General features: G+C 71.2%; 23 protein-coding genes and 1 pseudogene. 4 read left to right on the top strand and 20 right to left on the bottom strand.

The window, feature by feature from the left end; all coding sequences use genetic code 11:
• Positions 1 to 59 precede the first annotated feature (59 nt).
• Positions 60 to 482: a pyridoxamine 5'-phosphate oxidase family protein gene (locus MM440_RS02870; RefSeq protein WP_241441669.1), complete on the top strand. Its 423-nt coding sequence runs from the start codon at positions 60 to 62 to the stop codon at positions 480 to 482.
• On the opposite strand, the gene MM440_RS02875 is transcribed toward MM440_RS02870, so the two are convergent.
• The 6 genes from MM440_RS02875 to MM440_RS02900 form a co-directional block, all read right to left on the bottom strand.
• Complete coding sequence (locus tag MM440_RS02875; protein ID WP_241441670.1) at positions 473 to 1,204, bottom strand: response regulator; 732 nt, start codon at positions 1,202 to 1,204, stop codon at positions 473 to 475. The genes MM440_RS02870 and MM440_RS02875 overlap by 10 nt on opposite strands.
• Positions 1,201 to 2,460 carry a sensor histidine kinase gene (locus tag MM440_RS02880; RefSeq protein WP_241441671.1) on the bottom strand — a complete coding sequence of 420 codons (1,260 nt, stop codon included), beginning with the start codon at positions 2,458 to 2,460 and terminating at the stop codon, positions 1,201 to 1,203. Before MM440_RS02880 ends, MM440_RS02875 begins: the two co-directional genes overlap by 4 nt.
• A gap of 59 nt (positions 2,461 to 2,519) precedes the next feature.
• Complete coding sequence (locus MM440_RS02885) at positions 2,520 to 2,963, bottom strand: hypothetical protein (RefSeq protein WP_241441672.1); 444 nt, start codon at positions 2,961 to 2,963, stop codon at positions 2,520 to 2,522.
• A gap of 143 nt (positions 2,964 to 3,106) precedes the next feature.
• Positions 3,107 to 4,090: an LLM class F420-dependent oxidoreductase gene (locus tag MM440_RS02890; RefSeq protein WP_241441673.1), complete on the bottom strand. Its 984-nt coding sequence runs from the start codon at positions 4,088 to 4,090 to the stop codon at positions 3,107 to 3,109.
• A 10-nt stretch (positions 4,091 to 4,100) separates the two neighbouring features.
• Entirely contained in the window at positions 4,101 to 4,643 is a 543-nt protein-coding gene (locus tag MM440_RS02895; RefSeq protein WP_241441674.1) for a universal stress protein, read from the bottom strand.
• Between the two features lie 10 nt (positions 4,644 to 4,653).
• Positions 4,654 to 6,054 (bottom strand): MFS transporter, encoded by a 1,401-nt coding sequence (locus MM440_RS02900; RefSeq protein ID WP_241441675.1) that lies wholly within the window; start codon positions 6,052 to 6,054, stop codon positions 4,654 to 4,656.
• A gap of 365 nt (positions 6,055 to 6,419) precedes the next feature.
• On the opposite strand from MM440_RS02900, the gene MM440_RS02905 reads away from it, so the two are divergent.
• A complete protein-coding gene (locus tag MM440_RS02905) occupies positions 6,420 to 7,655 on the top strand; it encodes a serine hydrolase domain-containing protein (protein WP_241441676.1) in 1,236 nt (411 codons plus the stop codon).
• Here MM440_RS02905 and MM440_RS02910 read toward each other — a convergent pair.
• The 3 genes from MM440_RS02910 to MM440_RS02920 are packed head-to-tail and all read right to left on the bottom strand — an operon-like array spanning position 7,639 to position 10,604.
• Positions 7,639 to 9,381: an NAD-binding protein gene (locus MM440_RS02910; protein WP_241441677.1), complete on the bottom strand. Its 1,743-nt coding sequence runs from the start codon at positions 9,379 to 9,381 to the stop codon at positions 7,639 to 7,641. The two genes, MM440_RS02905 and MM440_RS02910, sit on opposite strands and share 17 nt — an antisense overlap.
• A 9-nt stretch (positions 9,382 to 9,390) precedes the next feature.
• Positions 9,391 to 9,777, bottom strand: coding sequence for a DUF6394 family protein (locus tag MM440_RS02915; protein WP_241441678.1), 387 nt, complete (start codon positions 9,775 to 9,777; stop codon positions 9,391 to 9,393).
• Positions 9,774 to 10,604, bottom strand: a complete 831-nt coding sequence (locus tag MM440_RS02920) for a hypothetical protein (RefSeq protein WP_241441679.1) — start codon at positions 10,602 to 10,604, stop codon at positions 9,774 to 9,776. The genes MM440_RS02915 and MM440_RS02920 overlap by 4 nt, the downstream gene beginning before the upstream one ends.
• A gap of 182 nt (positions 10,605 to 10,786) precedes the next feature.
• On the opposite strand from MM440_RS02920, the gene MM440_RS17225 reads away from it, so the two are divergent.
• Entirely contained in the window at positions 10,787 to 12,382 is a 1,596-nt protein-coding gene (locus MM440_RS17225) for a diguanylate cyclase (protein WP_241441680.1), read from the top strand.
• Positions 12,383 to 12,398: 16 nt separating this feature from the next.
• Here MM440_RS17225 and MM440_RS02930 read toward each other — a convergent pair whose 3' ends face one another.
• Both MM440_RS02930 and MM440_RS02935 read right to left on the bottom strand, forming a co-directional pair.
• Positions 12,399 to 14,000 (bottom strand): ABC transporter permease, encoded by a 1,602-nt coding sequence (locus MM440_RS02930; RefSeq protein WP_241441681.1) that lies wholly within the window; start codon positions 13,998 to 14,000, stop codon positions 12,399 to 12,401.
• 119 nt (positions 14,001 to 14,119) lie between these two features.
• A complete protein-coding gene (locus MM440_RS02935; RefSeq protein ID WP_420914121.1) occupies positions 14,120 to 15,121 on the bottom strand; it encodes an ABC transporter ATP-binding protein in 1,002 nt (333 codons plus the stop codon).
• 65 nt (positions 15,122 to 15,186) lie between these two features.
• Here MM440_RS02935 and MM440_RS02940 point away from each other — a divergent pair, with 65 nt between their 5' ends.
• The gene (locus MM440_RS02940) at positions 15,187 to 15,684 is read left to right on the top strand and encodes a MarR family transcriptional regulator (RefSeq protein ID WP_241441682.1); all 498 of its coding nucleotides are present in this window, start codon (positions 15,187 to 15,189) and stop codon (positions 15,682 to 15,684) included.
• Positions 15,685 to 15,689: 5 nt separating this feature from the next.
• Here MM440_RS02940 and MM440_RS02945 read toward each other — a convergent pair whose 3' ends face one another.
• The 9 genes and pseudogenes from MM440_RS02945 to MM440_RS02985 all read right to left on the bottom strand — a co-directional run.
• A complete protein-coding gene (locus MM440_RS02945; RefSeq protein ID WP_241441683.1) occupies positions 15,690 to 17,201 on the bottom strand; it encodes an NAD-dependent succinate-semialdehyde dehydrogenase in 1,512 nt (503 codons plus the stop codon).
• Between the two features lie 78 nt (positions 17,202 to 17,279).
• Positions 17,280 to 18,200, bottom strand: coding sequence for an exodeoxyribonuclease III (locus MM440_RS02950; protein WP_241441684.1), 921 nt, complete (start codon positions 18,198 to 18,200; stop codon positions 17,280 to 17,282).
• Between the two features lie 113 nt (positions 18,201 to 18,313).
• Positions 18,314 to 20,545, bottom strand: coding sequence for a PTS sugar transporter subunit IIABC (locus MM440_RS02955; protein ID WP_241441685.1), 2,232 nt, complete (start codon positions 20,543 to 20,545; stop codon positions 18,314 to 18,316).
• Positions 20,546 to 20,739: 194 nt separating this feature from the next.
• The gene (locus MM440_RS02960; RefSeq protein WP_241441686.1) at positions 20,740 to 22,176 is read right to left on the bottom strand and encodes a protein adenylyltransferase SelO; all 1,437 of its coding nucleotides are present in this window, start codon (positions 22,174 to 22,176) and stop codon (positions 20,740 to 20,742) included.
• A 281-nt stretch (positions 22,177 to 22,457) separates the two neighbouring features.
• Complete coding sequence (locus tag MM440_RS02965) at positions 22,458 to 23,150, bottom strand: pentapeptide repeat-containing protein (protein WP_241441687.1); 693 nt, start codon at positions 23,148 to 23,150, stop codon at positions 22,458 to 22,460.
• A gap of 4 nt (positions 23,151 to 23,154) precedes the next feature.
• Positions 23,155 to 24,453 carry an MFS transporter gene (locus tag MM440_RS02970; protein ID WP_241441688.1) on the bottom strand — a complete coding sequence of 433 codons (1,299 nt, stop codon included), beginning with the start codon at positions 24,451 to 24,453 and terminating at the stop codon, positions 23,155 to 23,157.
• Between the two features lie 2 nt (positions 24,454 to 24,455).
• Positions 24,456 to 25,400, bottom strand: coding sequence for a pirin family protein (locus MM440_RS02975; protein WP_241441689.1), 945 nt, complete (start codon positions 25,398 to 25,400; stop codon positions 24,456 to 24,458).
• Positions 25,401 to 25,491: 91 nt separating this feature from the next.
• Entirely contained in the window at positions 25,492 to 26,355 is an 864-nt protein-coding gene (locus MM440_RS02980; RefSeq protein WP_241441690.1) for an ABC transporter permease, read from the bottom strand.
• A pseudogene (locus MM440_RS02985) lies at positions 26,352 to 26,664 on the bottom strand (hypothetical protein); the annotation flags it as partial. The pseudogene MM440_RS02985 and the gene MM440_RS02980, both read right to left, overlap by 4 nt.

Below are 26,664 nucleotides of genomic sequence, written 5' to 3' on the forward strand. Positions count from 1 at the left end.
ATCCGCACGCCGGCACCCGACGCCGGCCGCCGACCCCCGGCGCAGGGCACGATAGGCCGGTGAGCACCCATCGGCTGGACTGGCAGGACCCGCGGCTCGACGACTTCTGGGGCGAGCGACGCTACGCGAGCCTCACCTCGCTGCGCCGTGACGGCACCCCGCACACGGTGCCCGTCGCGCCGGTGGTCGACCGCGCCGGTCGGCGTCTGCTGGTCCTCGCCTCGAGCACCTCGCAGAAGGTGCACAACGTGGAATCGGCCGGCGGGGACGCGCGAGTCTCGTTGTGCGAGATCGACGGTCGCCACTGGGTGAGCGTCGAAGGGCGGGCGCACGTCGCCCGGGACGCGGCCACGCTCGCTGCCGCAGAGGAGCTCTACGCGCAGCGGTTCCGGCAGCCGCGGGCCAACCCCGAGCGCGTGATCGTCGTCGTCGAGGTAGACCGGCTGCTCGGCCGGCTCCCCGACGCCCCAGCTCAGGCCTGACCGGGGACAACCAGACCGCTCTCGTAGGCCAGCGCGACGGCGGCCGCCCGGTCGCGGGAGCCGGACTTCATCAGGATCCGGGACACGTGCGTCTTGACGGTGGCCTCGCTGATGACCAGGTCACGCCCGATCTCGGTGTTGGTGCGTCCCCGCGCGATCAGCACCAGAACCTCGCGCTCGCGCTCGGTGAGCGCCTCGATCGCGCGCTCCTGCGAGGGCGAGCCCGTCGAGAGCTCGCGCAGGATGGTGATGACCCGCGGTGCCACGACGGGGTCGATCCAGGCGTCCCCGCCGGCGACCCGGCGGACGGCCGCGGCCAGGTCGGTCGGGGCGGCGTGCTTGAGCAGATACCCGCTCGCTCCGGCCCGCAGCGCGCTGTAGAGCGCGTCGTCGTCGGCGAACGTCGTCAGCACCAGGACCTTCGTCAGGTGATCGGGGTCGTCAGCCTGCTCGGCGGTGAGGCGCCGGGTGGCCTCGACCCCGTCCATCCCGGGCATCCGGACATCCATCAGGACGACGTCGGGACGCTCGGCGAGCACCGTCGCCACGGCCCCGGCCCCGTCGGTCGCCTCGGCGACCAACTCGATGTCAGGGTGGATGCTCAGCATCATCGAGATGCCGGCCCGGACGAGCTCCTGGTCGTCGACGATCACGACCCGGATCGGCCCACCCAGATCGTCCGGCGGCGCGCCGGCCGTCCCGCCACCGACCGGGGGGTTCACGCGAGCTCCTCTCGCACGACAGGGATCTCGCCAGATCCGGCGTCGCGGGTCGGCAGCGTCGCGGACGTGATGAAGCCGCCCTCCACCGGACCGGCCTCGAAGGTCCCGCCCACGAGCTCTACTCGCTCGGCGAGACCCACCAGCCCGAAGCCGCCCGAGGCCAACCGCTCGCCCTCGGACACGAATCCGGCGGTCGTGCGGACCCGCAGCGAGACCGTGTCCGGCGTCCAGACGAGGTAGACCCCGCAGGTCGCCCCCCGGCCGGCGTGCTTCATGGCGTTGGCCAGCGCCTCCTGGGCGACGCGGTAGCCGGCGAGGTCGACGCTCGGGTCCAGCGGGACGGGCGTCCCCTCGGTGACGAGCTCGACCTGCAGCCCGCCCGCCCGGCTGGCCGCGAGCAACGGTGCGAGGTCCTCCAGCCGGTGTCGATCCAGGTAGCCCAGGCCGTCGTCGCCCTCGATGGTGCCCTGCGTGCGCAGCACCCCGAGCAGCCGGTGCAGCTCACGCATGGCCTCGGCCCCCGTGGTCTGGATCGAGCCGAGGGCCCCCGTGACCCGTGAGTCGGGCAGGGCGTCGGGCGAGCTCTCGGGGGCGGCGGCAGGGTGGGCCTCGGCGACACGCGCACCCCCCGCGCCCGTGGCCGCGGGCAGCGCCAGCAGCGAGCTGGCCCCGGCCGCCTGCAGCGTCATCGCGGTGATCGAGTGGGCGAGCGAGTCGTGCAGCTCACGGGCGATCCGCTGGCGCTCCGCGGCCACCGCGCGGTGCGCCTCGGCCGTCAGCCGTTCCTCCGCCTCCTGGTGGCGCGTCCGGACCCGCCGCTCGCGATAGCCGACGAGCCAGAACCCGACCGCCAGCACCACCCAGACGAGGAAGACGAGCAGGCTGCTCGCGACGCTGGCGTGGGTGTGCTGCTGGGCATTGACCGTGTTGACGGCGAAGGGGGCGAGCGCGATGGCCACGAACCCGACGCTGACCCGGCGCGGCAGGTGGCGTCCCGCCGCGAGGAGCGCCATGAACAGCCCCACGAAGGGGATGAAGTCGGCGACGAGCAGCGCGCTCAGCAGGCTGAACGCCCAGAGCACCGTGAACACGGCGGTGGGGCGTCGGTTGCGCCAGTACAGCGCCGCGTAGACGACGGTGGTCGCGACCGGCACCACCCACACCGGCAGGTGGCCGCCGGCGCGCAGCTCGGTGGGGAATCCCGACATGACGAGATCGAAGCCGATGCACAGCACGATGACGAGGAGGTCCACCACGGGACCAGTGTGCCGGGGGCGCTCCGCCAGGACCAGGCCGGGGCGCGGTGGCCGGCCGGTCAGGAACACCCGGGTGCTTTGGGCCAGACCTGGCACCACCACGGCTTGCCCTCCGCGCGCTGTGGCTGCTGCGGGTCGTCCCCGCCACCATCGATCGAGTCGACGCCGAGCGAGGCGTTGCGGGCGTGCGGTCGCAGCTGGTCGAGCAGCGCGGCCGGCGCCTGGTCTACGGGACGGGCGTGGCTGGGGTCCCACAGCTCCACGGCAAAGACCGTCCACGCGGCCCCCTGCCCCGCGTGGACGGTCTTGACCTCGAGCTCCTCTGGCTCCTCGCCCGGGGCTCCCGGGACGAGGACTCGAAGTGGTAGTGCGGGTGACCCCGCCGTCCCCCCTGCAAGGACGACGAGATCAGCCCGGGCCAGCCACCCCCGTGCGACGAGCTCTCCGGTCGTCCCGTCCTCCCGTACGTGACAGACCCGGATGTGAGCGTCATCTCTGACCATGCCTCAGCCTCCCAATGACCGACGGCTCGGAGAATCCACCCGTGGGAGGATCTTTCTCCGGCTCGTCTCGGATCATGGACGCTCAGGACTAGTCCATCTGGACACCTTGCCACCCGCGGGGCCGCGGCGGCAGCGCTACCGGTTCACTCGATCACTGTGCGCAGCGCCGTGGCCACCTTGGCCACCTCGCCCGGGACGTGTCCCGTCGCGACGAGGTTGAAGACGAAGCCGTCGACGCCCGGCTCGATCACCCGCTGCTTGACCTGGGCCGCGATCTCGTCGGGCGAGCCGACGAAGTGGCGCGCGGTCGCCGCGCGGCGGGCCTCCTCGGGCATGGCGTCGAGATCCATGCCGAGCGACCGGGCGTAGTCGGCGTGCATCGCGCGGGCCCGGTCGCCGTCGTCGTCGCTGAACACGAAACCGAGGTAGCTCGTCTCCAGCGTCGAGCGGTCCCGGCCCTCCTCCGCGCACCGCTGCGCGAGGGCCGCGAGCTTGGTGGGGATCAGGGTGTCGTCGCAGATGAGGTTGAGGTGGTCGGCGTGCCGGGCGGCGAACTTGAACGTCTTCTTCTCACCGGACCCGCCGATGAGGATGGGCAGGTCGTCACGCACCCGCGGCTCGTTCATGGCCTCCTCGGTCCGGTAGTACCGGCCCTGGACGGTCGGGCGCTCGCCGCGCAGCATCGGCTGCAGGATCTGCAGCGCCTCGTCGAGCTTGTTGAACCGGTCGGTGAAGGTGCCGAAGTCGAACCCGAGCTGGCGGTGCTCCAGCTCGAACCAGCCGGCCCCGATCCCGAGCACCGCGCGACCCCCGCTGATCACGTCGAGGGCGGTGACCGCCTTCGCGAGCAGCGTGGGGTTGCGGTAGGTGTTGCCGGTCACGAGCGCGGAGAGCTGGATGCGCTCGGTCGAGGCGGCCAGCGCCCCGAGCAGCGTGTAGGCCTCCATCATCGGCTGGTCCGGGGTCCCGAGGCCGGGCAGCTGATAGAAGTGGTCCATCACGAAGACGCAGTCGACGCCGGCGTCCTCGGCCTCCCTGGCTTGCTGCACGACCGTCGGGAAGATCGCTCGGGGATCGCCCCCGGGGTAGCTGAAGCTCGGGATCTGGTAGCCCACGCGGATGCTCATGGCGCAGACGCTACGGCTGCAGGGGCGGTAGACCGGGGCGACCGGCCGTGCCGGCGGACCGGAGCACGTTGTCGCCGAGGACCCGAGCGGTGTGGGCCAGCCAGGTGGGCGGCTCGCCGGAGATGGTCGGCGGCATCACCACGACAGGGCAGTGCGCCCGGTCCAGCAGGCGCCGCGCGAACACCGCGTCCGAGCTCGGGTTGACGCTGCGCGGGGCGTCGACGACGAGCAGGTCGACCCCCTTGGAGGCCTCGACGAGGACGCTCCGGCGTCCACCCTCGACGGCCTTCAGCTCGACCCCGTGGTCGGTGCCGAGGATCGCGACGACCGACCGCTCAAGGTCCGCCAGCGCCTCGTTCGCCACGGCGCTCTCGTCGTGGGCCAGCGGTGAGACACCCGGACGGGTGCTGGCGTTGGCGGGGGCCGTCTTGCAGGCGCGCAGGGCGACGACGCGGCCACCGATCCGGTCGGCCTGAGCCATCGCCCACTGCAGGGCGAACGGCGAGCCCGCCCGGGGACTCACCCCGACGACGATCACAGGTTCTTCAGCCATGACCATCCCCTCAGACGACCTGGAGGTCGTCGTCGTCGTACTTGGACAGCGGGTCGGCGATGTCCTCGAGGCCCTTGCCCTCGGCGTCCACGCCGAAGAACCAGGCGATGATGCCGCCGGCCATCATCACGACGGAGCCGAGCACGTAGCCCCAGAACAGACCACCGCGGTCGGTGCCGTCACCGACGAGCGCACCGAACAGGGCCGGACCCGTGGAGCCGACCAGCTGGGCTACCGCGAAGAAGTAGGAGATCGCCTGCCCGCGGACCTCCAGCGGGAAGATCTCGGACACCGTGAGGTAGGCCGACGAGGCACCCGCCGAGGCGAAGAAGAAGGCGATGCACCACAGCAGCGTGTGGGTCATGGCGTTCAGCGCCCCCGCCTTGAACAAGAAGGCCGACAGCAGCACGGCACCGGCGAAGAAGTACGAGCCGAAGATCATCTTGCGACGTCCGACCGTGTCGAACAGCGGGCCGAGCAGCAACGGGCCGAGCAGGTTGCCCAGCGCGAAGGGGAAGAAGTAGAGCGCCGCGCCGTTCTCGGACACGTGGTAGAAGTTCTTCAGCACCATGGCGGTCGTGAAGAAGATCGCGTTGTAGAGGAACGACTGCGTCACCATCATGGGGATGCCGAGGAAGGTGCGGTCCGGGTACTTCTTGAAGAAGACGTTCATGACGTCCCGGAAGGGCAGCTCCTCCTTGGCCTTGATCCACATGAACTCGCTCTCGTCGACCGGCGCGAGCTCCTTGCCGGAGGCCTGGACCGAGGCCTCGATGTCGTCGACGATCTGCGAGGCCTCCTCGGCGTGGCCGTGCGTCACCATCCAGCGGGGCGACTCCGGGATGTGCCGGCGCAGCCAGATGATGATCAGACCGAGCACCGGACCGATGAAGAACGAGATGCGCCAGCCCCAGTCGGACGGCACGTAGTCCGGGTTCAGCACGATGTAGGACGCGGCCGCACCGAGCATGGCACCGGCCCAGTAGGTCCCGTTGACCGCCAGGTCGACGGGACCGCGGTACTTCGCGGGGATCAGCTCGTCGATCGCCGAGTTGATGGCGGTGTACTCACCACCGATGCCGAGGCCGGCGATGAACCGGAAGAGCCAGAGGAACCACACGTTCATCGACAAGCCGGCGATGCCCGAGCCGATCAGATAGATCGCCAGGGTGATGATGAAGAGCTTCTTGCGGCCCCAGGTGTCGGTGAGCCGGCCGAGCGTGAGCGCACCCACCACCTGACCGACGAGGTAGACCGTGGCGGTGAGTCCGACCTCGGTGCTGTTCATGTTGAGCGTCTTCTCGTATCCACCCATGGACACGAGCTGGATCTCCAGACCGTCGAGGATCCAGGAGATACCGAGGCCGACGACCACCATCCAGTGGAACTTCGCCCACGGGAGACGGTCCATCCGATAGGGGATCAGACTCTTGACCGGCTAGTTGTCGACGGCGGCAGCCGAGCTGCTCATGCTGCGCCTTTGTCCTACGTGCTGGGCTGCACCGCGGGACCGGACGGGTGATCTGGATCACGGCGCGAAGATCACCGATGAACATAACGAGAGGGCCCTGAGAGCGCGCTTAGGCAGGTTGTTTGCACAAACGCTCGCCCGCGCGCACAATGCGCCCTTCCTCAGGCTGGGCTCAGGTTGTCCCGCGGCGCCGCCGAGGGCGACAGCGACCTCCGCCTCACGGGGGAGGCGGACGACCGTGGAGTGAGCGAGGGTGGAGGCACACGAAGCAGGACATCTCGACCCACCACACCAAGGAGAACGTCATGAAGCGCAGCGCCGCCCACCGGACGATCGCCGCTGGCACCGTCGTCGGCCTGAGTGTCACCCTGGCCACCACCCTGACCGCGCCCGCCGTGGCTGCCGCAGCATCGGCACCCACCGTCACCGAGACCTCGCTCACCGGCAAGCGCCCGGTGGACCAGCCGCTGCAGGACCTGCTGGACACGATGGTCGCCGGCCAGGGGGTCGGCGCGGTCGGGGCCGTGCAGCGCGGTCAGGCGACCTGGTCGTCCGCAGCGGGCGTCCGCAGGGCGGGCACCACCCAGGCGGCCCGCGCGGGCGACGCCTTCCGAGTCGGCTCCATCACCAAGACCATGGTCGCTACCGTCGCGATGCAGCTCGTCGACGAGCGGCGGTGGACCCTGCAGACCCGCGTGGACGAGGTGCTGCCCGGGCTGCTGCCCGGCCACGGCGACGTGACGCTCGAGCAGCTGCTCAGCCACCGCAGCGGACTCCCCGAGTTCCTGCTCGGCGTGGCCGAGGAGCAGCAGGCGGCCGGACTGAGCGTGGACGAGGCCTACGCCCAGTCCTACACCGATCAGCACCTGGTGCGCCTCGCGCTGGCGCAGAAGTGGGGCGCCAAGCCCGGCACGGCTTTCTCCTACTCCAACACCAACTACGTGGTCGTCGGCCTGATGATCGAGAAGATCACCGGCGCGCCCATGAAGAAGGTGCTGCGCCAGCGGGTGTTCAACAAGGCGCACATGCCGCACAGCACCTTCGCCGTCGACGCCCGCACCCCACGCCGGATGCTCGGAGAGCACTGGGTCGACAAGACCGTGCACCCGTTCGTCCAGGACGCCAGCGTCTTCTCCAGCGCGGGGGCGGTCATCTCGACCACGGCCGACCTCAACGCGTTCACCGGCGCGCTGTTCACCGGCCGGCTCACCTCCAAGGGCAGCCTCAACCAGATGAAGACCGCGCGCAGCCAGACGCCGCTGCGCTACGGCCTCGGGCTCTACTCGATGCCGGACCCGTGCGCACCCAAGGGCTCGAAGCGAATGGTCTACGGGCACAACGGAGCGACCTTCGGGACGCTGGCATCCGTCGTCTCCACCCCCGACGGGCGGACCCGAGCGGCGGCGGGGGTGACGGGGCGGATCTTCCCTCCCGGGGACGTGACCAAGCAGCCCTACGGCGAGGACTTCACCCTCCCAGCGCTCAAGCTGATGTGCCGGCAGACCTCCCCGCCGGCCGCCCCGCTCAGCGCCGGGAGGTGAGGTGCCGACGGGTGAGCAACCGCCAGAACCACGACGTGGGCACCTCGTTGCCGGTCGCGACGTAGTCGAGCAGGGAGTCGTAGGCGAGGACCTGCTCGAGGTCGTCCAGTGCGGTCGAGCGACCGGCGAGGAGCAGCTCGTCGCCGCGCTGGAGCTCGGTGTCGGGCCCGGGGACGAAGGTCGGCGTGCCGTCGCGGGTGAGGACCAGGACCACGACGTCGAGCTGCTGCGAGCGGTCCGCCGGGTCGGTGCAGAGTTCACCGAGGGTGAGCGGTCGGGTGCGCAGCCATCGGGTGAGTGCCGGGGCCTCTGACCGTCGGATGGTGATGAGCCGCCGCTCGGGGGTGAAGTTGCCGCAGCTGCGCCGCATCCGCTCGAAGAGCTGTGCCGACCACTCGTCGTCCTGGACCAGCGCGTGCTCCACGAAGGACCAGAACGTCGGGGTGATCACCCGGGCGAGCGCCTCGGTGGCCACCAGGTCCGTCGGCGTGAAGACGGAGTCGACCCCGAGCGCCTTCACCAGGGTCTCGTTGGTCTCGGTCTGCTGCCGGACGGCGACGAAGATGTCGGCGTCGGCACGCCGGGCGTGCTCGGCGAGGGCCAGGTTGAGCGTGTCGTTGTCGGTGCCCGCGATGAACCCGGCGACGCCGTGCAGGTCGGGGTGCCCCACGTCCGGCCCGACCAGGTCGCACTGCATCCCGGCCGCGTGGAAGTCGCTCTGCACCTCGTGGCCGAACGCGCCGTCGGCGCACACCACCCAGCGGCCCCGCTGCAGGTGCTCGGGCTTGGCCGGCAGCGCGGAGCCGGTCGAGGCCATCAGCCAGGACACGAGGCGGTAGGTCGTGGGCCGCTGCAGCGCCAGCATGAGGTAGCCACCGAAGCGGTCCGACGGGTTGATGACGGCCGCGGGTGCGAAGTCGTGCATCCGCTCCTCGATCATCTGGCTCGAGCACCGTGCGATGACCGGCACCTCGGGGCGCAGCAGGTCGCCGGCGATGACGACGGCGAGGTTGACCGTGTCGTCGTCGGTGAGCGCGAGCACCCCCTCGAGCCGAGGATGACCGAGGCCGGCGAGGCCCAGCACCCCGGGCACGCTGGCGTCTGCGTCGAGGGCGGGGGTGTCCGCGTAGTGCTCGTCACCGGCGACTCGCTCGATCCGCTCGCGCCGGGTGTCGATGACGACCGCGCGGCGGCCGGCCTCGTCGAGCTCGCGGCACACCTTGCGACCCGCCTGCCCGTAGCCGACGACGATGTAGAACGACTCGCGGATCGCGTTGACCTTGCGGCGGAAGCGCTGCATCGCCAGGGCCTCCTGGAAGGCCTGGTCCTGGGTCAGCGCCAGCAGCGCGCCGATCGCGTAGGCCCACCCGATCACGGTCCCGTAGATCGAGGCGGTCACCCACATGCGCTGCGCCGTGGTGAACGGGTGCGGGACCTCGCCGAAACCGATCGTCATGGCGGTGTAGCTCATGAAGTAGAACGCGTCGAACACGCTCATCCGGTAGGGGTGCCCCTGCTCGTCCACCCCGGGGATGAACGACAGACCGAACACCGACACCGAGAGGATGCCGATCAGCACCATCAGCGGGGTGCGCATGCGCCGCAACGCCAGGAAGATCGCGTCGGTCGACGGGGCGTGCGTCGGGACGCACACCTGCTGCCGTCGCCCGGACTGGCGGCGCCGTTGCGCCGGTCGGGCGTAGAAGAGCAGGAGCGGGTTCCCCATGGCCGCGCCTCAGCGTCGCCGGTAGGAGACCGTCTCCACGACGAGCAGGACCACGGACACGATGTTGGCGAGCAGCGCGCCGCCGGACAGGGAGACGACGCTCGAGATGTGTTCGGCGCTCAGCCCGCTCGACGAGACCTGCGTCGCCCACACGTAGACCGTGGTGGCGGCGATGAGCTGCAGCACGGCGACCAGGCTGGTCGCCAGGTGAACCGCCCCGATCTGGGTGCGGTCCCCGAACTTCAGCACGGTGGCGGCGAGGTTCACGACCACCGCGAAGTACAGCTCGTAGACGTTGTGCACGCGCGGGTCGGAGATGTCGCCGATGAAGAATCCGAAGTTCAACGTGGCCGCGAGCAGCACGAAGAAGCCGAAGACGACTTTCTCGAGGTTCACGGCTCGACCTTACCCCGGCGAGTCGCTCTCAGGGCCGCCTTCGCCTCGGTCACGGCGGTGCGCGCCGCGAGCAGGTCCTGGTCGGCCTGGCGCCGGGCCTCGACGGCGGCGTCGAGGCGCTGCTCGGCCTCGGCCAGCTCGGCCTCCGCGGCCGCGATCCGGGCCCGCCGCTCCTCCTGCTCCTTGCGCCGCTCCGCCACGGGGTCCGGGACCAGGGTGAGGTGCCGGGGCCGCAGGCCGGCGACGGCCACCGCGTCGCTCACCTCCACCTCGCCGAAGCCGGCATAGCTGAGCGCCCGCACCAGGGCACCGGAGCGCAGCGCGGCGGCGGCCGCGGGGTCGGCGAGAGCGGCGACCAGCGTCCCCCGCACCTCGTCCAGGCCGGCCGGCGCCAGGGGGCGGTCCGCCTGCTCCGCGAGCTCGGCGACGGCCGCCACCCCGGCGGCGAGCGCCGCGTCGCGGTCGCCACGCAGGCCGGTGAGGGTCGCCGCGTCCAGCTGGGCCTGGGCCGCCCGCAGCGCCTCGCCGACCGACTCCAGGGCAGCCAGGTCGTCCGGGCGCTGGCGGACCAGCTGGTTCAGCGCCCACGCCGACACCGTCGGGCGACGCAGCGCGCCGATCGCCCGCGCCCCCTCGCGGTCACCGGCCGCCTTGGCCTCGGCCGCGAGCGCGCTGCGTGTCGCCACGAACTGCCCCGGCAGCACCCCGTAGAGCTCGGCCACCGCGTCCGCGACCGTGGCCGTGACCTTCGTCGCGACCTCCACCGTGACCTCCGCCGCGACCTCGACCGGGGGCCGGACGGACTCGCCGTCAGAGCGTTCGTCCATCTGGGCATTGTGCCAACGAACGGCCCCTGCCGGTGGCCCCAGCGACGGCGTATGGTTACAGATAGGCAAGGTTTGTCTACGCTGCGGCGTCAACGTCCGAGGCGGTCGGTGGAGCAACCGCCGGGAGGGATAGCACGGTGGAGGGTGCGGCCGTCGCCATTCTCGCGGTCTACGCTGCCGCGGTGACGGGGGCCGTGGCGGTCGGCGTGGTCTGTTGGAGACGACGGCGCGGCACCCCAGCGGCCTACTCGATGCTCGTCGTGATGACGGGCATCATCTGGTGGTCCCTCACCGAGATGATCGCCCACGCGGCGAACAGCCCGACGGTGACCCGGGCGGGCTTCGCGCTGTTTCCCATCGCCCTGCCGATCCTGGTCCTCGGCTTCCACCTCACGGTGCGCTATCTGATCGATCCGCGCTACGTGCCGAGCCGTCGGGTGATCGCCATCCTCGGCGGCAACCTGCTCCTCGTGGTGCTCGCGGTGCTGCTGCCGCACACGCGCGAGCTGGTCGTCGGCACCTTCGACTTCCAGCCGGGCGGCGGGTGGTGGCATCCCGGCCCGTTGTTCTGGATCGAGGTGGTGGTCGCCCTGGCCCTGCTCGGCTGGAGCGGCGCGCTGGAGCTGAGGGCCGCCCGGCACACCTCGGCCACTCACCGAGCCCAGCTGCTCACCAACCTCAGCGGCGCCCTCGTGCCCTCTGTCGGCATGCTCATCTCCACGACCATCATCATCCGCAACGGCAACGCGTGGCCGCTGGACGCTCTGGACTGGACGGCACTCGGCTGGCTGTTCACCTGCCTGCTCGACCTGTGGTCCCTGGACACCCAAGGCCTGATGGCGACCGTGCCCATCGCGCGGGGGCTGATCCTCGAGGAGCTCGGCAGCGCGGTCTACGTGTTCGACACGCGGGACGGGATGAGCGACGTGAACGCCGCCGGCCGCCGACTGCTCGCGGACGCCGGGGTCGAGGCCGACGACCTGCTCGGGGCGTCGCGCGTCGACCTGCTCGCCCTGCTCGGTGCCCGACCCGGGTCCGAGACCGGCGAGCTGGTCCTCTCCGCGACGCGCAACCCGGTCCGGGAGGTCGAGCTGCGCGACACCCCGCTGCACAGCGGCAAGCGTCCGATCGGCTCTGCGGTCGTGCTCCGGGACATCACCGGCGTCAACCAGTCACGCCGCGAGCTGGCGCTCGCGAACACCCGGCTGCGGCACCAGCTGCAGACCATCGAGGAACTGCGCTCCGAGCTCGCCGAGCAGGCGGTGCGCGACAGCCTGACCGGCCTGCACAACCGGCGCTACCTCGACGAGCGGCTGGCGCTGGCGATCGAGGACGCCCAGGCGACGGACGAGAGCGTGTCTCTCGTCGTCCTCGACATCGACCTGTTCAAGGCCGTCAACGACCAGCACGGTCACATGGTCGGCGACCAGGTGCTGGTCGCCGTGGCCCGGGCCCTCGCCCAGCGGGCGCGGCACGCCGAGACGATCACCCGGTTCGGCGGCGAGGAGTTCGTGCTCGTGCTCCCGGGGGTCGGGTTCGACGCGGCCATGGAGCGAGCGCGCGAGCTGCAGACCGCCGTAGACCACACCCTCGTCCCCACCGAGGTGGGTCCGCTGCGGGTCACCGTGTCGGGCGGGGTCGCGACCGCACCGCTGCACGCCGCCGACCCCGAGAGCCTGATCCGGGTCGCCGACGAGGCGCTCTACCGGGCCAAGAGCTGGGGGCGCAACCGGGTGACGGGCGCGGGCCTGTCCCGCAGCTCGGCCGACCTCGGCTGAGCTACCGGCCAACCGGTCACGGGACGGTCAGGTCCCGGCGCCGGTAGCCGACCAGCCCGACCACGATCAGCGCGGCGGCGACGAGCGTCTGGACGACGACCGCGGTCCAGGTCATCGGCGCCCCGGGCAGGTGCGGCAGGTGGCCGAAGAGCTGCAGGTTCTGCAGCCAGCCGGGCAGGTCGAGCAGCGGGCCGATCCACACCACGAAGGTGGTCCAGCCGACGACGGCCGGGCCGATCCAGGCAACGGCGCGCGAGCGACCCGCCCAGCCGTGCACGAGGACGACGATCCCGACGACGAGCCAGATCCCTGGGGCCAGCGCGAGCGCGCCGCCGGTCACGGTGGCGACGAAACCGGGGTCGCCGTTCGCCATGGCCGCGGGCAGCGCCATCAGCGCGCCGGTGAGGGCGAGCAGCACGGTCGGGACGACGAGGGCCGGGACGAGGTGACTCGCGGCCAGCCGCAGCCGGGAGGTGCCGGTCGCGAGGAGTGCCTCGGCGCCGCCGGTCTGCTCCTCGTGCCGCAGCCGGGACCACAGCTGCAGCGCGAGCATCGCGAGGACCGTGGCCATGATGCCTACGAGAGCGACGTAGAACGCGTCCTTGAGCTGCTGCACGCCGCCGCCCATCTTGCGCATCATGTCGGCGAGCTGGGGGTTGGCCGCGAGCATCTGGTCCATGCCGTTGCCGAGGGACCCGAAGGCGATGCCGCAGATCACCACGGCCACGGTCCAGCCGATGACGGCGCCTCGGTCGAGCCGGGCCGCGAGGCTCCACGCGCCGCGCAGCCCCGGGGCTGCCGTCGCCGGGCCCAGGCCGGCAGGGCGCAGTCCGGCGCCGAGGTCACGCCTGTTCTCCAGCGCGACCGCGAGGCCGATGAGCAGCAGGGACAGCGCGAGCGGCAGGAGCAGGACCCACCAGCGCTCGTCGACGTACGGCCGGGTCAGTGCCGCCCACTCCAGCGGTGACACCCACTGCAGGGCGACGAGCGGCGAGTCCGCCGGGGAGCCGTCGGCGACGGCGCGCACGAGGTAGGCCCCGCCGAGCACGCTCATGGCGATGAACCGCGCGGCGCGTGCGCTCTCGGTCAGCTGCACCGCGACCGCGGCCACCCCGACGAAGACCAGGCCGGTGAGGGCGATGCCGAGCCCGACGGCGAGCGCCCCCGAGGCGGGTGGGGCGGCCTTCGCCATCGAGGCGGCGATGAGCAGACCGAGCACCAGGGTGCCGAGCGTGCTGACCAGCAGGCCGGCGGCGAGCGGCGCATGCCGACCGATCGCCCCGGAGCGCAGCAGCTCGGTGCGGCCTTCCTCCTCCTCGGCGCGGGTGGCCCGGATCAGCCCGAGCGCGGCCATCATGGCGGCCGCGGCGGCCACGAACGTGCCGACCCGCCACATCGTGAACGGGCCCGCGCGCAGCAGGTCGAAGGGCGGCCCGAGCATCGCGCGCATGGTGACGTTGTGCTCGAGCGAGGCGGCCGTGGCCCGAGCCGACACCGGGTCCGGCATCAGCACCTCGTACTTCGAGACCGTCGCCGGCAGGATCAGCCACAGGCACGCGATCCAGACCAGCCAGAACCATCGGCTGCGGCGCAGCTCCAGGCGCACCAGCAGCCCCACCCCCGAGACCGTAGACCCCCCGGTCGCCGGCCGCTCGTGCCGTCCCCGCGCACGCCCGCCCTCTCGCCCCCCCACTCGGCCCCGCCCGCGGATCGAGCCGACCTGGGTGCTCGCGCTGGTCATGACGGGTCCGGACCGACGGCCACGCGGACGAGCTGGTCATCCCGGGCCTCGGCGCGCTGGTAGTGCTGCAGGAAGAGCTCCTCGAGCGTGGGCGGGGTGCTGACGAGCGAGCGGAGCCCGAGCGTGCTGAGCCGACCGAGCAGTGGGTCCAGTCCGGTGGCATCGACCTGGCAGGTGAGCCGGTGGGTGGCGCCGTGCTCGCCCGAGTGCTCGTCGATGGTGAGGTCGTGCACGCCGGGCAGCTGGGCGAGATCGGCCGGCACGGCGTCCGCGAGCTCGGCGACCACCTGGGTGCGCCGCAGGTGTCGCAGGTCGTCCAGCGTGCCGGACTCGACGATCCGGCCGTCCTTGACGATGCTCACGTGGTCGCACAACGCCTCGACCTCGGAGAGGATGTGGCTGGACAGCAGCACGGTGCGGCCGTTGTCCCGGTCGGCCCGGATGATGTCGGTGAAGACGCGCTCCATGAGCGGGTCCAGCCCCGAGGTGGGCTCGTCGAGCAGCAGCAGCTCGACGTCGGCGGCCAGCGCCGCGACGAGGGCGACCTTCTGCCGGTTGCCCTTGCTGTAGGCCCGGCCCTTCTTGCGCGGGTCGAGGTCGAACGCCTCGATCAGCTCGTCCCGCCGGCGCGGGTCCAACCCGCCGCGGGCGCGACCGAGCAGGTCGATCGCCTCGCCGCCGGTGAGGTTGGGCCACAGGTTGACGTCACCGGGGACGTAGGCGAGCCGGCGGTGCAGCTCGGGCGCCTGGCTCCACGGGTCTCCGCCGAGCAGGCTGACCGAGCCGCTGTCGGCGCGCAGCAGGCCGAGCAGGACGCGGATGGTGGTGGACTTGCCGGCGCCGTTGGGGCCGAGGAAGCCGTGGACCTGGCCGGTCTGGACCGACAGGGTGAGCCCGTCGAGCGCCCGGGTCGGCCCGAAGGTCTTGACCAGGTCGCGGATGTCGATGGCGGGTGTGCTGGGTGTACTGATGGTGGGCACAGCACCGACGGTACGCATCTTTCACAACTTTGTGAAGTGACTAACTCTTGAGAATCTTCTGAACGACCGGTTAGGGTGGCGCCATGGAAGGCGACCGCACCCCCGCCCGGCACGCCTTCGCCGAGCGCCTCGCCGATCTCGCCGCGGCCTCCGGCATGCCGCGCATGGCCGGCCGCGTGCTCGGCGTGCTGATGGCGACCGACGAGGGCCGCGCCACCGCCGCCGAGCTGGCCGAGGCGCTCGCCGCGAGCCCCGCGGCCGTCTCGGGGGCCGTGCGCTACCTCGAGCAGACCCGCTTCGTGCGGCGGACCCGCGAGCGTGGTTCGCGCCGCGACCAGTTCGTCATCGAGGACCACCTGATGGTCGACTACTACCGGCAGAGCCAGGCGCTGATCCGCAGCTGGGCCACGGTCTTCGTCGACGGCGCCGCCGAGATCGGCACGGACACCCGGGCCGGGCGCCGGCTGGCCGAGAGCGGTGACTTCTTCAGCTTCATCGAGCAGGAGTTCCCCAAGACGGTGGACACCTGGATGGAGCGTCGTGAGCGCGGCGAGCGCACCGCCGACAGCGAGCGCGACTGATCGGCTCAGCTGCGCGGCAGCGCCAGGTACTTCACCTCGAGGAACTCCTCGATCCCGAAGGCACCGCCCTCGCGCCCGAGGCCGGACTCCTTGACCCCGCCGAACGGCGCCGCCGGGTTGGACACCAGTCCGGTGTTGAGCCCGACCATGCCTGTCTCGATCCGCTCGCCGAGCCGGAACGCGCGGTCGACGCTCTCCGTGTAGACGTAGCCCATCAGCCCCCACGGGGTCCCGTTGGCGAGCGCGATCATCTCGTCCTCGTCGTCGTAGGGGATGAGTGGCGCGACCGGCCCGAAGATCTCCTCGCGCATGATGTCGGCCGATGCGGGGATGTCGTCGAGCACGGTGGGTGCGTAGAAGAACCCCGAGCCGTCGTAGCCAGTGCCGCCACAGAGCACCTCGGCCCCCTTGTCGGTGGCGTCCTGGACGAGCTCGGTCACCTTGGTGAGCGCCTTCTCCTCCACCAGCGGGCCGGTCTGCACGCCCGTGGCGAGCCCGTCGCCGACCACCAGCGACTGCATCTTGTCGACGAGCTTCTCGGCCACCTGGTCGTGGACGTCGCGGTGCACGAAGATTCGGTTGGCTGCGGTGCACGCCTCGCCCATGTTGCGCATCTTGGCCACCATCAGCCCCTCGACCGCCGCGTCCACGTCGGCGTCCTGGCAGATGATGAACGGCGCGTTGCCGCCGAGCTCCATCGAGGACCGCAGCACGTGCTTCGCGGCCTGCTCCAGCAGCTTCACACCGACGCCGGTCGAGCCGGTGAAGGACACCTTGCGCGCGATCCCCGAGCTCAGCCACGGCTCGACCACCGACCCGGCGTCGGAGCTGCACACGACGTTGAGCACACCGTCGGGCAGGCCGGCCTCCTGCAGGATCTGCACCAGCGCGAACGACGACAGCGGTGTCAGGTGCGCCGGCTTGAAGACCATCGTGCAGCCGGCGGCGATGGCCGGGCCGATCTTGCGGGTCCCCATGGCCAGCGGGAAGTTCCACGGCGTGACGAGGACGCAGGGACCCACCGGCTGGCGGCTCACGAAGATGCGCGTCTTCCCGTCGCCGGACAGGGTCATGTCGCCCCGGACGCGGACGGCCTCCTCGCCGAACCAGCGGAAGAACTCGGCCGCGTAGGTCACCTCGCCGCGGGCCTCCTCGAGCGGCTTGCCCATCTCGCTGGTCATGATCGTGGCCAGCTCGTCGGCGCGCTCGATCATCAGCTCGTAGGCCCGGCGCAGGATCTCCCCGCGCTCGCGCGGCGCCGTGCGTCCCCACTCGGCCTGCGCCGCGGCGGCGGCCTTGAGGGCCCGCTCGGCATCCTTCGGGCCGCCGTCGGCGATGGTCGCGATCGGCTGCTCGGTCGCCGGGTTGATGACGGTCGTCGTCCGCCCGCTCGCGGCGTCGCCCCAGGTCCCGTCGATGAACACCCCGGTGGGGATCTCGTCGATGATCGCCTTGGCCTGCCACGCCTGGTCCTTCGTGGCTTCGCGGACCGACTGTTTCGAGGTGGCGTTGCTCATCGGACTTCCTTCCGTCGCAGGGCGGCTCGTCTGTCTTGACGGTACCCCGCCAGCGGTCCGGTGTCAGAGCCGGTGCCGTCAGAGGTCGTAGTCCACGACCACGGCTGCGTGGTCGCTCAGCCGCTCGCTCGCGGTGGGTTCGCGGTCGGTGACGGCGGACCGCGCGACCTTGGCCAGCCGGGGTGACGCCAGGTGGTAGTCGATCCGCCAGCCCGTGTCGTTGGTGAACGCGTTGCCGAGCCAGCTCCACCACGAGTAGGGCCCGTCCACGTCCGGGTGCAGCGCGCGCTGCACGTCGACCAGGCTGCGCGGCGACAGGATCGAGTCGAACCACTCCCGCTCCTGCGGCAAGAACCCCTCGGAGCGGTTGCTGGTGCGCCAGTTCTTCAGGTCCTGACGCGACCGGGCCACGTTGAAGTCCCCCATCACGAGGAACTCGCGACCCGAGGCGAGCGCGGTGCGCCGTGCCCGCGTCAGGTGGCGAGCGAAGCCGGCGAGGAAACGCATCTTGCGCTCGAACTTCGCACCCCCGTCGGGTGCCTCGCGCATCCGGCCGGGCACCTGCAGCTCGGCGGGGAGCCCGCCCTCGGGCAGGTAGAGCGAGGCGACCGTCAGCGGCTGGTCCGCGAGGTCTACCTCGAGGTAGCGCCCCTCGGTGGCGAACGCCTTGAGCTCGCGGGCGAGGGGTCCGGACTCGGCCGGCTCGCTCAGCTCGACGTGCGCGTCACCGGGCGCCCGCACGAGCACGCCGGCGCCCCAGCTGCGGATGGCGGCGGGCTGCTCGCGGGTGAGCACGGCGACGCCGTTGCGACCGGCGAGCTGACCGGCGTCGTAGGCGAGGTGGTAGTCGGCGAACGCCCCGCTCGGCAGCAGCGGCACCGGGCAGCGCACCTCCTGCAGGGCGGCGACGTCGACCTCCCGTCGCCTGAGCCAGTCGTCGAACCCACGCCGCTGAGTAGCCCGGATCCCGTTGACGTTGAAGGTCGCGACACGCAGCACCCGCCGACTCTACGGGGCAATACACCGCACGACGAAGCAGGCCAGGCACCCGGAGGTGCCTGGCCTGCTCGCTGGTCGTGCTGGGTGATGCTGGTCGTGCAGCTGACCTCAGGTCACGGGATGACCAGCAGGCCGTTGCCGGCCTTCACGTGGTCACCGGCGACGACCTCCGGCTGCCCGACGGTGGCCGCGTTGGTCACCACGACCGGGGTGGTCAGCCGGTAGCCCGCCGCCTCGATCCGCTCGGGGTCGAAGGAGATGAGCGGCTGACCCTGCTCGACGATCTGGCCCGTCTCGACGTGGGCCTCGAAGCCCTCGCCGTTGAGCTTGACCGTGTCGAGGCCGATGTGGATGAGCAGCTCCACGCCGGTGTCGGTCTTGATGCCCACGGCGTGCTTGGTCGGGAAGAGCAGCATGACCGTGCCGTCGCAGGGGCTCTCGACCGTGGTGCTGCTCGGCCGGATGGCGACACCCGGTCCGACCAGGCCGTCCGCGAACGCCTTGTCCTCGACCTCGGACATCGGGATCACCTCACCGGACAGCGGCGCGCGCACGATCGTGGCGACATGCCGGTCAGCGGCGACCGCGGCGGCGGTCGGCGCCTCCGCGGCGGCGACGTCACCAGAACCGTCCAGGTCCACGTCGACGGGGTGCTCGAGGAACTGGTGCACGGCGTTCGCGACCGCAGTCACCCGCGGGCCGTAGATCACCTGGACACCACGCCCGGAGGACATGACACCCGCAGCACCGGTCGCCTTGAGCAGCTGCTCGTCGACGAGGGAGCTGTCCTTGACCTCGGTGCGCAGCCGCGTGATGCAGTTGTCGACGTCGGTGATGTTGCCGGCGCCGCCGAGACCCTTCACGACCCGGGCCGCGAGCAGCGTGTCCTTGTCGATGTTCTGGTTCGCCGAGCCCGAGGCACCGGCGTCACCCGCGGAGCTGGAGCCCACCGAGGTGTTGCGGCCCGTCTTCGCGTCCACGTCCGAGCGTCCGTAGAGCTTGATCTCGTCCTCGTCCTCCTCGCGACCGGGGGTCTTGAGGTTGAACTTGGCGATCATGAACTTGAACAGGAAGTAGTAGATGAAGAAGTAGAAGACACCGACGATCGGGATCCAGTACCAGTTGGTCTTCGACGGGCCCTGCAGGATGCCGAAGAGGGTGAGGTCGATCAGACCGCCGGAGAAGGTCATGCCGACGCCCACGTTGAGGATGTGCATCAGCATGAACGAGATGCCGGCGAGGATCGCGTGGATCACGTAGAGCATCGGGGCGACGAACAGGAAGGTGAACTCGAGCGGCTCGGTGATGCCGGTCAGCATCGCGGTGAGCGCGGCCGAGAGCAGCAGCGAGCCGGCGACCTTCTTGTTCTTCGGCGCAGCGGCCTGATACATCGCGAGCGCGGCACCGGGCAGGCCGAAGATCATGAACGGGAACTTGCCGGCCATGAAGCGGGTCGCCTCGACGTCGAAGTGGGTGACCGTCGGGCAGCCGAGCTGGGCGAAGAAGATGTTCTGCGCGCCCTGGATCGACTTGCCGCACACGTCGAGCGTGCCGCCCACGCTGGTCTGCCAGAACGGCAGGTAGAACACATGGTGCAGGCCGAACGGGATGAGCGAGCGCTCGATGATGCCGTAGATCAGGGTGCCGCCGTAGCCGGAGGACCGCACGAGCGCACCGAGCTGGTTGATGCCCATCTGCACGTAGGGCCACAGGAACGCCATCGCGATGCCGACGATGAGGTAGGTGATGGCCGAGATGATCGGGACGAACCGCTCGCCGCCGAAGAAGCTGAGCACCTGGGGCAGCTGGATGTTGTGGAAGCGGTTGTGCAGGGCGGCCACACCGAGGCCGACGATGATGCCACCGAAGACACCCATCTGCAGCGAGGGGATGCCGACGACGTCGGCGTAGGAACCGGCCGGCAGACAGCCCGCGGGCATCGCGCCGCCGGCGGAGTTGGCCGCACGGCACGCGGCGAGCGCCTCGCTGCCGTAGCGGATCGTCATGACGGCGCCGATCGAGGCGTGCATGACGAAGAAGCCGATGGCGCCGGAGAGGGCCGCGACCGCCTTGTTCTGCCGGGCCATGGCGAGCGCCACGGCGATGGCGAAGATGATCGGCAGGTTCGAGAAGACGATGCCACCGGCAGCGTTCATGACCTGGAAGATGGCGTTGGGGATGGTGCCAGGGCCCATCGCTCCCAGCAGCCCGAAGTTCTTGAGCATGGTCTCGTTGGTGAACGAGCCACCGATGCCCAAGAACAGTCCGGCTACCGGGAGGATGGCGATCGGCAGCATGAACGCGCGTCCGATGCGTTGCATCGTCGCGAACAGCTGATCTTTCATCCGTGCTCCAGAGGGGTAGAGGGGGGTGGCGCGACCCCGGGCAGGGACGGCCAGTGCGGGGCCGAGTCTGCCAGACACCTCGGACACACCCTCCGGCGGGGCTCGGTCCGCCCCCGACCTGGGACCGAACCTTCTCCCAGTCGTTATCTGCGCGACCTCCGGCCACGCTCTACGCGGGGCACGCTCTACGCGGGTCAGGTGCCGCAGAAAGTGACGTGCGGCGGGGCGTCGTCGGGCGCAGGTCCCGTGAGGTCCTCGAAGCCGGGTCGCTCCTCGAACGGGCGCGAGAGCGCCTCCAGGAGCCGGATGGTGGGGCCGAGGTCGCCGGCGACGGCTGCGTCGAGGGCCTCCTCCACGCGATGGTTGCGAGGGATGTAGACCGGGTTGACCCGGTTCATCTGATCGGCCGGCGCGGCTCGGTCCGACGGCAGCAGCCGCTCGCGGCGGGCGCTCCAGCGCTCGAACGGCTCGGGGTCGGTGAACAGGGCGGACGCCGTGCCGGCGGCGAGGGCGCGGAAGAACAGGGTGAAGTCGACGCGCTGGTCACGCAGCAGGACGAGCAGGTCGCTGATGAGCTTGCGGTCCGGGGTCCCGATGCCGATCTTGGCCGCCATGCCGGCCGACGCGACCTCGTCGTAGCGCGTCCCGAACCGGCGCAGCACGTCGGTGACCTGCTCGATCGCGGCATCGGTGGAAGGGTCGATCAGCGGCAGCAGCCCCTCCGCAAGCCGCGCGAGGTTCCACTGGGCGACGGCGGGCTGGTGGCCGTAGGCGTACCGGCCCTGGGTGTCGATCGAGCTGAAGACGGTCGCCGGGTCGTAGGCGTCGAGGAAGGCGCACGGCCCGTAGTCGATCGTCTCGCCCGAGAGGGTCATGTTGTCGGTGTTCATGACGCCGTGGATGAAGCCGACGAGCATCCACTGCGCGACCAGCCGGGCCTGGGCGTCGACGACCCGCTCGAACAGGTCGAGATAGGGCGAGCTCGCGTCGGCCGCCTCGGGGTGGTGCCTCGCGATGACGTAGTCGGCGAGCGCTCGCAGCGTCGTCTCGTCGCCGCTCGCCGCGGCGAGCTGGACCGTGCCGACACGCAGGTGGCTCGCCGCCACGCGGCACAGGACCGCGCCGGGCAGCACGCGCTCGCGGTGGACCGGGTCGCCGGTGGCGACGACGGAGAGAGCCCGCGTGGTCGGGATGCCGAGCCCGTGCATGGCCTCGCCCATGAGGTACTCGCGCAGCATCGGCCCCACCGTCGCCAACCCGTCGCCGCCGCGCGCGAAGGGCGTGCGACCCGAGCCCTTGAGGTGGAGATCCCGGCGTCGCCCCTCGCTGTCGACGACCTCCCCCAGCAGCAGGGCACGGCCGTCGCCCAGCCTCGGCGAGTAGGCACCGAACTGGTGCCCGGCGTAGGCCTGCGCGAGCGTGGGCACTCCCTGCGGGGCCTGCCCCGTCAGCACGTCCACCCCCTCGGGGGTGGCCAGCGCGTCGGGGTCGACCCCCAGCTCGCCGGCGAGCTCGCGGTTGAGCAGCAGCAGCGCGGGCGCGGACGGCTTGACCGCGGTCCAGGGCCGCGACAGCGCCGGCACGGCGTGCGCGTAGGAGTCCTCGAGGCGGAACAGGGTCGCGGCCGTCATGACTCGAGGTTAGGCCACACCGTGGTGGGTTCCCCTACGACCAGGCTCCTACGACCAGGGTGGCAGGACGGGCCGGCCCAGCTCGGGACCTGGGGTGGATCCGGTGCGCGAGCGCTCGGAGCAGGCTGGAGCCATGAACCTCACCGACATCGCCACCGCCGTCGTCGTCGCCCTCGGATTCCTCGTGCTGCTGGCCATGGCCACCGCGCCCACGCTGCTGCAGCTGGAGGCCGAACGAGCAGAACGAGCCGAACCCAGGCGCGCCTGGCCGACCGACCGGGTTACTCCCGCACCTGCAGTCCCACGTGCTCCGCGAGCAGTGGTGCCAGCAGGGCGAGCTGCTCGGGCGTGATCGTCGCGCCGCGCAGGCCGTCGATCCCCTCGACCCGGCTGAGCCCCTCGACGCCGCGCAGGTCCACGTGCGTGAGGACCGCCCGGCTCAGCACCAGCGCGCCGACCCGGCAACCCCGCAGCGCCACCCGCGTCGCGCGGGCGCCCGCCAGGTCGAGCTCGTCGATCGTCGAGTCCTCGATCAGGACGTCGGTCAGCACCGCGTCCCGCAGGTTGAGGTAGCCCATCCGGCAGCCGCTGACGTGCACGGTCCGCAGCTCGGCGTCGTAGAGCTCGCCCGAGCCGATCCGCGAGTCGACGAGCTCCACCTCGCGCCAGGTCGAGCGCCTGGACTGCAGCACCGGGGCGTCCAACCGCTCGAACCGCGTCTCGAGGAAGGTAGCCCGGTCCAGCCGCGTCTCGTGCAGCCGCACCCCGTGCCAGAGGGTCTCGGCCGCGTGCAGACCCTCGAGGTCCACGCCGGAGAGGTCGCAGTCGGTGAGCCTGGCGCCGTCGACCCGAGCCGCGTCGAGCACCTCGCGCTCGGTCGCGTCGCGCAGGTCGTCCAGCCACAGCGGCGTGATCCGCGGCTGCTCCTTGGCGCGAGCCGGCGCCTTCTGGCGGGCGTGCTTCGAGGCCTTCACGGGCTCAGGCGTCGAGCGAGACGTGGCGCGTCTCGCGGATCGGCAGCAGGCAGAGCAGGGAGATGACCGCGACGGCGGACACGTAGAGCCCGGCCACGCTGGAGCCCCACCGGGCCTGCAGAGCGGTGAGGATGAGCGGGGGCAGCGAGCCGCCGAGGATGCCACCGATCGAGTAGGCGAGACCGGCGCCGGAATAGCGGAAGCGCGTGGGGAACAGCTCGGGCAGGAACGCCGCCATCGGCCCGAAGCACAGCCCCATCACGAACAGCGCGCCGGCGAGCGCCAGCCACACCAGCGGGTAGGACCGGGTGTCCATCAGCGGGAACATCACCAGGCCCCACACGATCCCGAGCACGCACGCCATCGTGAGCACCCGCTTGCGGCCGATCCGGTCCGACAGCGGCGAGCTGATGACCGTGCCGAGCGCCAGAGCGAGCACCGCCAGCATCGTGATGGTGAGCATGGAGACCTGCGGGATCTTCAGGGCCTTGGTGCCGTAGGAGAGGCAGTACGTCGTCGCGGTGTAGAACAGGGTGTACTGCACCATCATCACGCCGGACCCGAGCAGCAGGTGGGCCCACTCGTGCCGGACCAGGTCCAGGAACGGCACCCGCGAGAGCGACTCCTGCTCGATGGCCTTCTTGAAGACGGGGGTCTCGGCGATGCTCAGCCGGATCCACAGACCGACGACGACCAGCACGATGCTCGCGATGAACGGCACCCGCCAGCCCCACGAGGCGAACGCTGCCGCGTCGATGTTGAGGCGCACGCCGAGGAAGATCGCGTTGGCGAGGATGAAGCCGAACGACGGCCCGAGCTGGGGGAACATCCCCCAGAGGCCGCGCTTGTCCGCGGGCGCGTGCTCGGTCGCGAGCAGTGCCGCGCCACCCCACTCGCCGCCGAGGCCGACGCCCTGGACGAAGCGCAGGATGACCAGCAGCGCTGCAGCCGCGATGCCGAGCGTCGAGTAGCCCGGGAGCAGACCGATGAGCACCGTCGAGATGCCCATCATGAGCAGCGACACGATCAGCACCGACTTGCGGCCGACCCGGTCGCCCCAGTGCCCGAAGATCACCGACCCGATCGGCCGGGCGAAGAACGCCACGGCGTAGGTCGAGAACGCGGCGAGCGTGCCGGCTGTCTCGGACAGCTCCGGGAAGAACGCCGTGTTGAGCACGAGCGCCGCCGCGATGCCGTAGGCATAGAAGTCGTAGAACTCGATGGTCGTCCCGACGAGGCTCGCCAGGGCGATCCGCCCCATGCTCGTCGAGCCCTGCCGCTGGTCGCCGTCGACCGTGGTCATCGCTACCGCCGCCCGCGCCGGCCACGGGACTTCAGCCGCACCCCCGGCAGCGGCGGCGCCGGGATGCGCGACACCTCGCCCTCGTAGCCATCGACCGTGCCGAACCGGTCGGATCCGGCCTCCCACTGCTCTCGTGCAGCGGCCACCTCGTCATGGCTTCGGCCGACGAAGTTCCACCACATGACGATCTCCTCCTCGAACGGCGTGCCGCCGAGCAGTACGACCCGGGCAGGATCGTCACCCACCTCGAGGACGAGCCGGTCGCGACCCTCGTCCACGCACCCCAGGTCGGCCGGCCCGAGCGGTCGGCCCTCGAAGGTCACCGACCCGGTGTCCACGAGCAGGCCGTGCTCGAAGCCGGGGTCGACGCTCAGCTCGAGCCGGGCGCCGGCAACCAGGTCGAGCTGCGCGCCGAGCAACGGCGTGTAGGTGTGCACGGGTGACGCCGCGATCCCCTCCAGCGACCCGAGGAAGACGAGCGCGGTCCCGGAGCCGGCCGGGAGGTCTACCGGATCGGGGGCGTAGTGCTCGAACTCGCGCTCGCCAGAACGGGACTCGTCGGGAAGGGCTACCCACAGCTGGACGCCGTGGAGCACCGACGGACCGGCGACCGAGACCTCGGAGTGCGCGATCCCGTCACCCGCGGTCATCAGGTTGACCTCGCCCGGGAGCACCTGGCCGAGCACACCCGCGGAGTCGCGGTGCTCGATGTGCCCGGCGAACAGCCACGACACGGTCTGCAGCCCGGTGTGCGGGTGGGGCGGGACGTCCATGCCGCCGGAGCCGTCCGGGTCGACGTCGACCGGACCGTAGTGGTCCACGAAGCACCACGCCCCCACGAACGACCGGTCGCGGTGCGGCAGCGTGCGCCGGACCGTGAGCGCCCGGATGCCACCGAGCGGCACCTCGCGGCCCCCCAGCACCTGCACCGACCCAGAGCTCGTCATCCGTGATCCCTCTCCTTCGTCCGGACCGACCACACGATCGTGGCCGGTCCGGGCGCTCGACGCCACCTGACGCCGGGACGGGGCGATGGTTCTACTTGATCTCGCGGCGGGAGATCAGGACGCACCCGACGACGAACGGCAGCAGCGTCCAGATCGCGGCCGCGGACGCGAGGTGGGCCCACGCCTCACCGTTCATGGTGCCCATGACGAGCGGCTCGGTGGAACGGGCCATGTCGATCCACGGGCCGGCGTCGCGCAGGGCGCTGATCATCCCGGTGAGGAACATCCACAGTGTCGGGACGATGTAGAACGCGGCGATGGCCGCGGCCGGAGCCGTCAGGAGCAGACCGAAGGCCACGCCCTGCAGCAGGTTGAGCAGCTGGGCGAGCACGCCGCCGAGGGCGCCCCAGCCGATGTGCCACGGGTCGACCGGGTCGTGGATCGCGACCGCGATCCCGGTGGAGACGACGCCGACCAGGAGGGCGACGGCCATCGAGGCGAGGCCGAGTGTCAGCGCCGCCAGAGTCTTGGCCAGCACGACGCGCAGGCGACGCGGCTCCTGGGTGAACGTCACCAGGCCGGTGCGCTGAGAGAACTCGCTGGTGGCGGCGAGGATGCCGAGGACGGGCAGCAGCAGCATCATGGCCTGCGACGAGCCGCCGACGAAGGTCGTCAGCCCGGTCGTGCTGTGGTCGCCCCAGATGAGGAAGCCGACGTTGATCGCGGCCACCAGCCCGAGGGTGATGATCAGCAGCCAGCGCCCGGAGCGGGTGTCGACGAGCTTGCGCAGCTCCAGGTGGAGCAGTCGGCCGAACGGGATGCCGGGCGATCCGGTCCCCGCGCTGCCACCGGTAGAACGGGTGGTCGGGTCCGCGGGCCCGGTCGCGTTGGCCGCGTTGGCCGCGTTGGCCGCGTTGGTCGCAGCCGGGTCGTGGGTGAGGGCGGACGTGCTCATGCTGCACTCTCCTGGGTGTCGGTGGCGTGCGTGTCGATGGCCTGCGTGTCGGAAGCCTGGTGGCCGCGGTCGGTGCTGCTGGTGAGGTCGAGGAACATCCGCTCGAGGTCGCGCTCCTGCTGGCGCAGCTCGAGCAGGACGACGCCGGCGGCGAGGGCGGCGCGGCCGACCTGCTCCGGCGTGCCGTCGACCACCAGGGCGTCGTTGGTGGACGTGACGACCAGGCCGTCGCGGCGCAGGGCGTCGGTGAGGGCAGCGTCGTCGAGGCTGCGGACGGTGATGCCGCCCTGGGCGACCAGCTCGTCGAGC

It is taken from the genome of Arsenicicoccus piscis (assembly GCF_022568835.1).
Lineage (GTDB): Bacteria > Actinomycetota > Actinomycetes > Actinomycetales > Dermatophilaceae > Arsenicicoccus > Arsenicicoccus piscis.